The organism is Bianquea renquensis, assembly GCF_014384895.1.
GTDB classification, from domain to species: domain Bacteria; phylum Bacillota; class Clostridia; order Lachnospirales; family Bianqueaceae; genus Bianquea; species Bianquea renquensis.
Window position 1 is genome coordinate 1 of sequence record NZ_JACRSQ010000054.1, and the last position, 8,629, is coordinate 8,629.

Here is an 8,629-nt window from a genome sequence, read left to right on the forward strand (position 1 = left end):
TGATTTGTAGTATACCGAGTTCCCTACGAATAAGAAGTATACCGAAAAAATAGGCTCAGGCAAACCATTTTCATAACGTTTTGTGCCTGAGCGAAGCGAAAGGAATGGATATAAATATGAATTCAGAGAGAGGATTGAAAGAAAGAAAGGCGCTTGATGGCCAATTTGACGGTACCTTGCAGGAAATCCTGGCCGTTTCCTGCAAAAATAATGCGGTGCCGGGAGCATCCGTGGTTACGCTGGACATCGGTAAGCCGTCGGTTTCAGTTCCGTATGTCTGTGGTGTGACAAGGACCGGGACTCAGTCACCGGTAACCGTGGACACACAATTTATGGCAGGCTCGCTGTCAAAAACGATTACGGCCTGGGGTGTGATGGCATTGGCCAAGGAGCAGCGGATTCAACTAGATAACGATATTAATCAGTATCTCAAGAGGTGGCGTTTCTCATACACTGTGGAGCAGGATACGATTACCCCCCGCATGCTGCTGAATCATACCTCCGGTTTGCCTCCTCAATATGACCGCGGGGGTAAATCCTTTATCAACGCCCTTGATATTTTGACAGATTCCTTGGCTAAGAAGAAATTCGGCACGCTTCACGAATTTTGTTATACCTCTCTAGGCTATACAGTTTTGCAGATGATGGTGGAAGATGTCCTAGATAAGGATTTCAATTCCGCGATGGAATCTCTGGTTTTCACTCCTCTGAAAATGCGGCATTCGTTGTTTTGTCAGCACATATCCGATTTAGATGCCTGTTCTTATAGTCATAATGCCTTTGGTTATGCCTTAAAGAAAAGAATATATTCACAAAGTGCCGCCGCAGGCCTCATCACCACGATATCGGATTTTTCATTGTTCCTGTTACAACATTTGCAGGCATATTCACGGGATGGTCAATTTGCTAATATGACAAAAAAACAAATTCGTTTGATGCATACATGCAGCAGGGACGATAATTGTAGTCTGGGGTTCTTTACCACGAGAACCAACAGGCACATCCTGCTTTCCCATTATGGGCTCAATTTGGGGTCACATAGTTTTTTCATGCTGGTGCCGGATATGGGAAAAGGCCTGGCCATCTTTACGAATGCCACGGGGGGAAATAACGTCATCTACGATGTTCTTCTGTATTGGAGTAGGACATATGGCGGGATGAATCCGGGCCATGTACTCGATAAACTAAATCGAGTAACTAAAAACAGGATGCACTTGATCTTAACTGATTTATTTTGGTAAAAGGCTGTACACATAATACAGGTTTCCATGCCTCGGCTGATTGGCAGTTGTATTCTTAATTGCGTGAGGAGGGAAATTGTGAAAAACAAATCATATTCTACAAAAAAACTGTACATTTTCTGTGAGCGGCCGCACTATACAGCGATGGGCGCATGAAGATGTGTTGGAATCGGTCTACCAAGATACCCTGAATAATAATGATATATACAAACAACGCAGATGTATTGTGGAACATCCTTTTGGCACAGTGAAACGAACATTAGATATAGTTTCTTTTTGCGTCGTCAGATGAAGAATGTCGAGACCGAGGCATCTTCTATGTTTATCGCTTATAACATTAAGCGGTTAATAAATATATTTTCAGCACAGGAATTGATAAAGAGATTTGGACAAAGGGCCTAAAGGCTGATAGCTGTCAGACTTGAGAAATGCAATAGATAGACAGTCTGACGCACGGTGGTGTGAGAGGACGGCGGCTAATCACCGCCTCCTACTCGATTTGCCTTGATATGGCGGTTGTTGTAGTAAACAAGATATTCAAGGAGTTCCTGTTTGAAGTGCTCCATGGATTCAAACTCTTGCAGATAGAGTAATTAACTTTTAAGCAGACCAAATAAATACTCTATCACAGCATTGTCCAGACAATTGCCCTTTCGGCTCATACTCTGCCGAATGCCTTTCTTACGAAGCATCCGTTGGTACTGTTTTTGCTGGTATTGCCAACCCTGGTCGGAATGAAGAATTAGGTCAGTTTCGTGCGGTATCTTTTCAAATGCCTGATCCAACATGGTCGTTACCATGCTCAGGACAGGTCGATCCGAGATGGTATAGCTAACAAGATCGCTGCTACACAGGTCAAGAATGGGTGACAGATATAACTTCTGTCCAAATAGATGGAACTCTGTCACGTCAGTGACCCACTTCTGATTTGGTTTGTCCGCATAAAAGTTCCGATTCAGCTTGTTAGGCGCGATCTTGCCGACTTCACCCTTGTAAGACTGGTACTTCTTCATTCTCATAAAACTTTGGACAGTCTTGTGGTTCAAGAGAATATTGCGGCTGCGCAGATCTGTTGTAATACGGCGGTAACCGTATCGACCTTTGTTTTCGTGATATATAGCTGTAATTTCTGCCTTGGCAGCTTCCTATTTGTCTGAGCGGTTCATTCGCTTTAGATGGTAGTAGAAAGTTGCACGGGGCAGTTGAGCGATTGAAAGAAGAATATTCAGAGAATGTTTTTGCCTCAGCTTTTGAACTACCTGCGTTTTCTGCGCTGGCGTAGCTCGTCTTCCAAGAGCAAGGCGTGCAAGTTTTTTAGGTAGTCATTTTCCGTACGCAACCACTGCACTTCGGTCAGCAAGTCTTCTTCCACATCTTTCGGCAGTTTCTTCGGTTTACCCCTGCTGCCCCGGCCACGACGCTCAATTGCCAAGCCCTCTGGACCTTCCGCCATGTAATACGTTCCCAGTCAGTAATCCGAGTGCGATCGTTTATTTCAAACCGGCGCGCCGTTTCTCTGTAGCTCAGTTCTTCTTCCATCATGGTCTCGATGACCATTCGTTTGAACTCTGGTGTATATCTTTTATTCGGTATTCCTTTTGGCGTAATAAATCACCCCACTTGTAGATAGTATATCATACTGTCTAACATATGGGGGTATTTCAAAATTTGGGGTGGTTTCTTTTTATACTTTATGATATAATAATCGCGTAAGCGATTAAGAACCAGGCTTGTCCATTTTGTGCACCGTCATGGAATTAAGTGCAATACGGCACGTTTAGGAGGAGAGACTATGCAATATAAAAGTACTAGAGGGACAGGGGAAACCGTTTCCCCTTCGTATGCGATTTTACATGGGATTGCCGAGGATGGCGGCCTGTTTGTGCCGGAGGAGATTCCACGGCTTGCTAAGCCTCTGGAGGAGCTTAGCGCTCTGTCCTATCAGCAGTTGGCCGTGGAGATCATGGGAAAATTTCTGACGGATTTTACTCGTGAAGAATTGGAAGCTTGTGCAAAGGCCGCTTATGATTCAAAGTTTGATACGCCGCAGATTGCGCCGCTGGCAAAGTGTGGAGATCACTATTTTTTAGAGCTATTTCATGGTGCGACGTTGGCCTTTAAGGATATGGCGCTGTCCATATTGCCACATTTATTGAAGTGCTCAGCCCAGAAGCAGAAGCTGGATAAGAAAATTGTGATCCTGACAGCAACGTCCGGTGACACGGGAAAGGCTGCGCTGGAGGGCTTTGCCAACGTGGAGGGCGTGGAGATCATCGTCTTCTACCCGAAGGACGGGGTCAGCCCTATCCAGAAACGGCAGATGGTGACACAGAAAGGGGACAATACCCATGTGGTAGCCATTGAGGGCAATTTTGACGACGCGCAGCGCAGTGTCAAAGAGATCTTTACCGACCCCGCTGTGGCGGCGCGGATGCGGGATGCGGGCTATATGTTTTCCTCCGCCAATTCCATCAACATAGGGCGCCTGGTCCCCCAGGTTGTATATTATTTTGCCGCCTACTTCGCCATGGTGGAACAGAAGGCTGTCCCTATGGGAGCACCCATTGATTTCTGCGTTCCAACCGGCAATTTTGGCAATATTCTCGCGGCTTACTACGCGAAAGGGATGGGTCTGCCAGTGGGCAAGCTACTGTGCGCTTCGAATTCCAACAATGTGTTGACGGATTTCTTTCAGACGGGAGAATATAACGCAAACCGCGAGTTTTACCTCACGATGTCGCCATCTATGGATATTTTAGTCTCCAGCAATCTAGAGCGATTGATTTATGAGATTTGCGGCCGTGACGGCGGCGCCGTCGCGGACTTGATGGGGCAGCTGTCACAACAAGGGCAGTACAAGGTCAATGCGCCAGAGCTCCCCCAGATTTTTTACGGTGGATACGCCTCGGAGGAGGAGACAGCGGCTGCAATCCGCGAGGTATACGCGCAAGCGGGTTACGTCATGGATCCCCATACAGCGGTAGCTTGGTGCGTGAAAGAAAAATACCTTGCCGCTTCATCATCAGCGGCGACGGCCGTGGTGATCTCCACCGCCAGCCCCTATAAATTTCCACAGAGCATTCTGTCAGCGCTGGGAGAGCCAGCGATGGGAGAGTCTGAGCAGACGATGGTGGATAGGATCAGCGCTCTCAGCCACACGCCGGTTCCCGCATCCGTGAAGGAGGTCCTGTCCGCTCCTGTGCGTCACCGGTTGGAATGTGGGCGAGACGGAGCTTTGCAGGCTGTGGAATCAATTCTAGGATTGTAGAAGGGATCAGTGTATGGATCGCCGTGATTTTACGTATGAGCTACCGGAAGAGCTCATTGCCCAGACACCCTTGGCAAACCGGTCAGATTCGCGCTTGCTGACGCTGGATAAGGTGTCGGGGGCCATTGGGCACGATGTTTTTCGCAACATTGGCTCCTATTTGAAAAAGGGCGACTGCCTGGTGCTGAATGATACAAAGGTACTGCCAGCCAGGCTCTTGGGGATAAAACCGGACACCGGCGCTAAGATCGAGGTGCTGTTGCTCCGCCGTCTCGGGGAAGCGGAGGGATTGGCGGGGGTGTGCTGGGAGGTGATGGTCAGGCCTGGCAAGAAGGCGAAGCCGGGCTGTCGGATTTCCTTTGGCGATGGCCGTTTGCAGGCGGACGTGCTGAAGGAAGCTCCCGGTGGAAACCGCTATGTCCGCTTTCGATTCGAGGGCATCTTTGAGGAGATTCTGGATGAGCTGGGGCAGATGCCGCTGCCGCCGTATATCCACGAGACGCTGGAGGACCGAGACCGGTATCAGACTGTGTATGCCAGAGAGGAAGGCTCGGCCGCCGCGCCCACGGCTGGGCTGCATTTTACGAGGGAACTGCTGGAGTCTTTGCAGCGGCAGGGAGTGCGGCTTGCCTATGTGACGCTGCACGTGGGCCTGGGAACCTTCCGGCCGGTGAAGGCGGATCGGATCGAGGACCATGAGATGCATTCCGAGTACTACTGTATCACGCCGGAGGCCGCCGCGGCCATTATGGAGGCAAAGGCGGCTGGAGGCCGGATTATCGCTGTGGGAACCACATCCTGTCGAACGCTGGAGTCTGCCGCCAAGGAGGATGGAACCATTGAGGCGGGAAGCGGCTGGACAAATATCTTTATATATCCCGGGTATCGGTTTAAGATTCTGGAGGGGCTGATCACGAATTTTCATCTTCCGGAATCGACGCTGATTATGCTGGTGAGCGCTCTGGCGGGGCGGGAGCATGTGTTAGCGGCCTATGCGGAGGCGGTCCGGGAGCGGTATCGGTTTTTCAGTTTTGGGGATGCAATGTACATTGGGTGAGTTAAAATTTGAATCGGAGAAAAGCCCGCAAAAGCGCAGGATTACTGGAGTTTTGCGGGCTTTTGGCGTTTGATTTTTTAAACAGCTTTTTTGGCGTTTTTAAGGGCAAAATCGGGGAAAAAGGGCGTTATTGGCCCAAACTTTTGCAAAAGTTTGGGAGAGGAAATTTCTGAATAAATATGTATTTTAATGACGATACAGATGTCCTGATAAACCTTGCAGGCATCAAAGATCCAGAGCTTCTTCATCAGGCAGAAGAGGATATCACAAACCTGGCAATGACGAATATCTATAATCAGCAGTATGAGAAATTCAATACGGAAACGTTAAAGGATATCCACCGCATTATTTTCGGCCAGATATATGATTGGGCAGGAGAATTCCGCTCAATTAAAGCGAAACGGGCAGCATGATAAAGACAAGGTATCGATTCAAATTATGAATATCTTGAAGAGATTTTCTCTGATCCGATTTACAGGGTACTGTTATCATACATATTTATTTACTTTTTGAGTTGCCTTGGTTATCATATAGGTGGGTGATATTTGGAAGCTTGCTGATAGTAAAAAATGGAGGTTCATCTATGATTTTATATCATGGCAGTAATGTGATTGTGGATAAACCGAGGTTGATTCGGCAGAACAGGACGCTGGATTTTGGCAGCGGCTTTTATACAACGACCACCCCATATGAGCATTTATGAGATTGGGAAATAGAAGAACTGAAAGACAAATTTAAGCTACTTATCTTCCCTGAAGCAAATGAGGAATGGTTGGATTTTGTCTATGCGAACCGAGGCGGCAATTATCAGGGAGAGCAATTTGATATGGTATTCGGCCCGGTGGCAAACGATACAATTTACCGGACTTTCATTGCCTACGAGGAAGGAATTCTGACAAAAGAGGAAACAATTGCCCGGTTAAAGGATCACCTACCCGGAGGAGGCATGAATATGGATGACAAGACGAATTTTGTCGTGTACTGTATTGAGGAATACAAAGCTGCTAAAGGGCTGGACGGCAAGGGAGTGATCGACCTGTTCAACCGTTACTGTGTAATTGACTATATCCGTGACTATTACGAGGCGCTGCACGCGACCGGCAGGCAGTATATCGTGGATGATATCAGTATGTATATTGAGGCCAGGCAGCCTTTTATGGCATAAGGCTTGAACTTCCCACTCTTGCCCTTGAGGAACATGGGGAACGTGAAGGAGTAAGAACGAAAGAAATAAATTTATATAAACCGTGTTCAAATCCAAGCGAACACAGTTTTTCCATGGACAATATTGAGCATTTTAAGACATAACTTTTACTCCGCTATTTAGTATAATGGTGAGCATAGGAGGAACCACCATGAACTGGATACAAAGTCTGACAAAAGCGATTCAATATATTGAAAGCAACCTGACCCATGATATCACAGTAAATGACGTAGCGAATCATGTGTACGCTTCCAATGCTCATTATCAACGTGTATTTTCTTTGGTAACCGGAATCACTATCGGCGACTATATCCGGAATAGGCGCTTGAGTTTAGCCGGACAGGATTTATTGCTATCAAAGAACAGAATCATTGATGTTGCCATGAAATATCAATATGATTCACAGGAGAGTTTTTCAAAGGCTTTCACCCGGTTTCATGGCATAACTCCCCATAGCGCACGGAAACAAGGCCATCGGTTGAAATACTTCCGTCCGCTGACCATCAATATTGTCATTCAAGGAGGATTTGATATGGCAAGCAATCGTGAAATTTTATCAATAGCGCAATACTCATCATATGAGTCGGATCCCATGGAAAAACTGCTTGCTGGCGCGGAATCGCCCCGTGTATCAAACAAAATAAAGGAATACAAAAAAATTGAGCCCTGGCAAAATTATTTTCTTTGCTCCGCCATTTGTTCTGTTGGACTCAAATTAGGGTCGGGCATTGATGACTACAAGTTTTATGCTAATTTTACGGGAGATAATTTCACTTATCTGTATTCAGAAGAAGTCGGCAATCCTGAAAATTTGCAATGCGACAGCGGCGTGACAAGTTATTTCTTTGTACCGCAATTCGTTAAAAAAGCATATGCCGCTTTCGGGTATGACTGCATTTATATTTCAAACAGCGAGATCAAAAAGGATTTCCGTGCGGTGATGAACGCCATCAAAACGTCGGTTGATAAAGATATACCTGTTCTGGCTTGGGGCATGGGCAATGTGACGTGTTCAATGACAGAAGCGAATGGGATGATAAGGTGGGATCGGTATGACCCACTGTCGGAAGGGTGTCTGATTGGCGGCTATGATGAAAATGATGTGCTATATGTCAATCTCTATCCCGGCCCAGAACGTCTGCCGGAGGATTCAGTGGATGAGTATGGCTATTCAGCCATCACAAACGGGTTGGACACCACATATGGATTGTTTTTCGCGGGCGAAAAACTTTCAAAGACAGATATGCGTCAAAATTATCAAAGCGTGATTGACTCAATTCCTACATTTTTGACCCTGCCCCCAACTGAAGGGAATTGCGGTATGTATGTGTTTGGTAAAACGGCGTTTGCAACCTGGGCGGAGACACTTGAAACCGACTCTTTTTTTGAAAACAAAACAGATGAACAACTCAACGGTATTTGCTGGAATTTGCATTCCTCTCCCTATTGTTGTGTCTGTACCAGTTCGGCGTACGACTTTTTCAAAGGCGTAACCGAACAATATCCCGATTTGACTATGGCTGCAACACTATTACCGCTATATAAGAAAATGCAGGATTACAAGGATGCAATTTGGACAATTCAAGGGGGCTTCTACACGCCAATTGATAAGCTCAGAACACATGAGTTCAGAGTACAGATTGCGGATATTCTGCGGAAAATGGGCGGTGTATGCGATGAAATTGTAATGGCATATGGAGAGGTAAGCGAAACAAATTAGGTCTCTTTATGAAGGATTGACTTGATGAGCTGGACGAAATTGATCAGCAGTTCCGGTTCGGCGAAAAACAACTCAGAGAACTGGTGGTGAAGGGAATTGAAAAATAAGAGAGTATGGGCCTGTATGAAACCATTTACGG

9 protein-coding genes and 2 pseudogenes are annotated in these 8,629 nt (G+C 46.6%); 7 read left to right on the plus strand and 4 right to left on the minus strand.

Features of this window, described 5'->3' with window-relative positions:
• The first annotated feature begins 116 nt into the window (after positions 1-116).
• Complete coding sequence (locus H8730_RS16760; protein ID WP_177720082.1) at positions 117-1,241, plus strand: serine hydrolase domain-containing protein; 1,125 nt, start codon at positions 117-119, stop codon at positions 1,239-1,241.
• Positions 1,242-1,717: 476 nt separating this feature from the next.
• On the opposite strand, the gene H8730_RS18145 is transcribed toward H8730_RS16760, so the two are convergent.
• From H8730_RS18145 to H8730_RS18150, 4 genes and pseudogenes are all read right to left on the minus strand, one after another.
• The gene (locus H8730_RS18145; protein WP_430385400.1) at positions 1,718-1,825 is read right to left on the minus strand and encodes an IS3 family transposase; all 108 of its coding nucleotides are present in this window, start codon (positions 1,823-1,825) and stop codon (positions 1,718-1,720) included.
• A 9-nt stretch (positions 1,826-1,834) separates the two neighbouring features.
• Positions 1,835-2,368 (minus strand): IS3 family transposase, encoded by a 534-nt coding sequence (locus H8730_RS16765; RefSeq protein WP_177720084.1) that lies wholly within the window; start codon positions 2,366-2,368, stop codon positions 1,835-1,837.
• A 128-nt stretch (positions 2,369-2,496) separates the two neighbouring features.
• Positions 2,497-2,694 carry a hypothetical protein gene (locus H8730_RS16770; protein WP_249290223.1) on the minus strand — a complete coding sequence of 66 codons (198 nt, stop codon included), beginning with the start codon at positions 2,692-2,694 and terminating at the stop codon, positions 2,497-2,499.
• Positions 2,695-2,732: 38 nt separating this feature from the next.
• Positions 2,733-2,849, minus strand: a pseudogene (locus H8730_RS18150) (transposase); the annotation flags it as partial.
• Between the two features lie 184 nt (positions 2,850-3,033).
• Here H8730_RS18150 and thrC point away from each other — a divergent pair.
• The 6 genes and pseudogenes from thrC to H8730_RS16805 all read left to right on the plus strand — a co-directional run bounded on the left by thrC (position 3,034) and on the right by H8730_RS16805 (position 8,490).
• Complete coding sequence (gene thrC / locus H8730_RS16780; protein WP_177720080.1) at positions 3,034-4,509, plus strand: threonine synthase; 1,476 nt, start codon at positions 3,034-3,036, stop codon at positions 4,507-4,509.
• Positions 4,510-4,522: 13 nt separating this feature from the next.
• Positions 4,523-5,566, plus strand: coding sequence for a tRNA preQ1(34) S-adenosylmethionine ribosyltransferase-isomerase QueA (gene queA / locus H8730_RS16785; RefSeq protein WP_177720079.1), 1,044 nt, complete (start codon positions 4,523-4,525; stop codon positions 5,564-5,566).
• 179 nt (positions 5,567-5,745) lie between these two features.
• Positions 5,746-5,979 carry a hypothetical protein gene (locus H8730_RS16790; protein WP_177720078.1) on the plus strand — a complete coding sequence of 78 codons (234 nt, stop codon included), beginning with the start codon at positions 5,746-5,748 and terminating at the stop codon, positions 5,977-5,979.
• A gap of 170 nt (positions 5,980-6,149) precedes the next feature.
• A pseudogene (locus H8730_RS16795) lies at positions 6,150-6,479 on the plus strand (DUF3990 domain-containing protein); the annotation flags it as partial.
• A 39-nt stretch (positions 6,480-6,518) separates the two neighbouring features.
• The gene (locus H8730_RS16800) at positions 6,519-6,731 is read left to right on the plus strand and encodes a DUF3791 domain-containing protein (RefSeq protein WP_177720083.1); all 213 of its coding nucleotides are present in this window, start codon (positions 6,519-6,521) and stop codon (positions 6,729-6,731) included.
• Between the two features lie 190 nt (positions 6,732-6,921).
• Positions 6,922-8,490 (plus strand): helix-turn-helix transcriptional regulator, encoded by a 1,569-nt coding sequence (locus H8730_RS16805; protein ID WP_177720076.1) that lies wholly within the window; start codon positions 6,922-6,924, stop codon positions 8,488-8,490.
• The last annotated feature ends 139 nt before the right edge of the window (positions 8,491-8,629 follow it).

Bases quoted from the DNA above. Each gene is read 5' to 3' on its own strand.
- H8730_RS16790 (WP_177720078.1), top strand. From the start codon at position 5,746: ATGTATTTTAATGACGATACAGATGTCCTGATAAACCTTGCAGGCATC.
- H8730_RS16805 (WP_177720076.1), top strand. From the start codon at position 6,922: ATGAACTGGATACAAAGTCTGACAAAAGCGATTCAATATATTGAAAGC.
- H8730_RS16760 (WP_177720082.1), top strand. From the start codon at position 117: ATGAATTCAGAGAGAGGATTGAAAGAAAGAAAGGCGCTTGATGGCCAA.
- H8730_RS16770 (WP_249290223.1), bottom strand. From the start codon at position 2,694: ATGGCGGAAGGTCCAGAGGGCTTGGCAATTGAGCGTCGTGGCCGGGGC.
- queA (WP_177720079.1), top strand. From the start codon at position 4,523: ATGGATCGCCGTGATTTTACGTATGAGCTACCGGAAGAGCTCATTGCC.
- thrC (WP_177720080.1), top strand. From the start codon at position 3,034: ATGCAATATAAAAGTACTAGAGGGACAGGGGAAACCGTTTCCCCTTCG.
- H8730_RS16800 (WP_177720083.1), top strand. From the start codon at position 6,519: ATGGATGACAAGACGAATTTTGTCGTGTACTGTATTGAGGAATACAAA.